The organism is Pseudomonas sp. 24 E 13, from assembly GCF_900004715.1.
GTDB classification, from domain to species: Bacteria; Pseudomonadota; Gammaproteobacteria; order Pseudomonadales; family Pseudomonadaceae; genus Aquipseudomonas; species Aquipseudomonas orientalis_A.
Genome location: NZ_CVTO01000017.1, coordinates 1 through 333, shown reverse-complemented (window position 1 = coordinate 333; position 333 = coordinate 1). Strand labels below are relative to the sequence as shown.

Below are 333 nucleotides of genomic sequence, written 5' to 3'. Positions count from 1 at the left end.
TTCATCGATGACGCAGGGCAGCGTTTCTACCGCAGCGGTGATCGGGTACGCCTGGATCACCATGGGCGTCTGGCGTTCCTCGGGCGCCAGGACGATCAGGTGAAGATTCGCGGTTTTCGCGTCGAGCCCGGTGAGGTCAGTGCCTGGCTGAGCCGGCAATCGCGGGTACGCGAAGCCGCCGTGCTGGCACGCGAGATTCAGGGGCGCATGCAACTGGTGGCCTATTTCGCGCCGCGCCTGACCCCGGACGAACTGAGCGCCATCCAGGCGCAGGCCCGGGCGCAACTGCCCGAACCGCTGCAGCCGGCGTACTGGTCGAGCCTGGATGCCTTG

At 67.0% G+C, this 333-nt stretch carries 1 pseudogene; it reads left to right on the top strand.

The window, feature by feature from the left end:
• A pseudogene (locus tag BFP90_RS00630) lies at positions 1-333 on the top strand (AMP-binding protein); the annotation flags it as partial.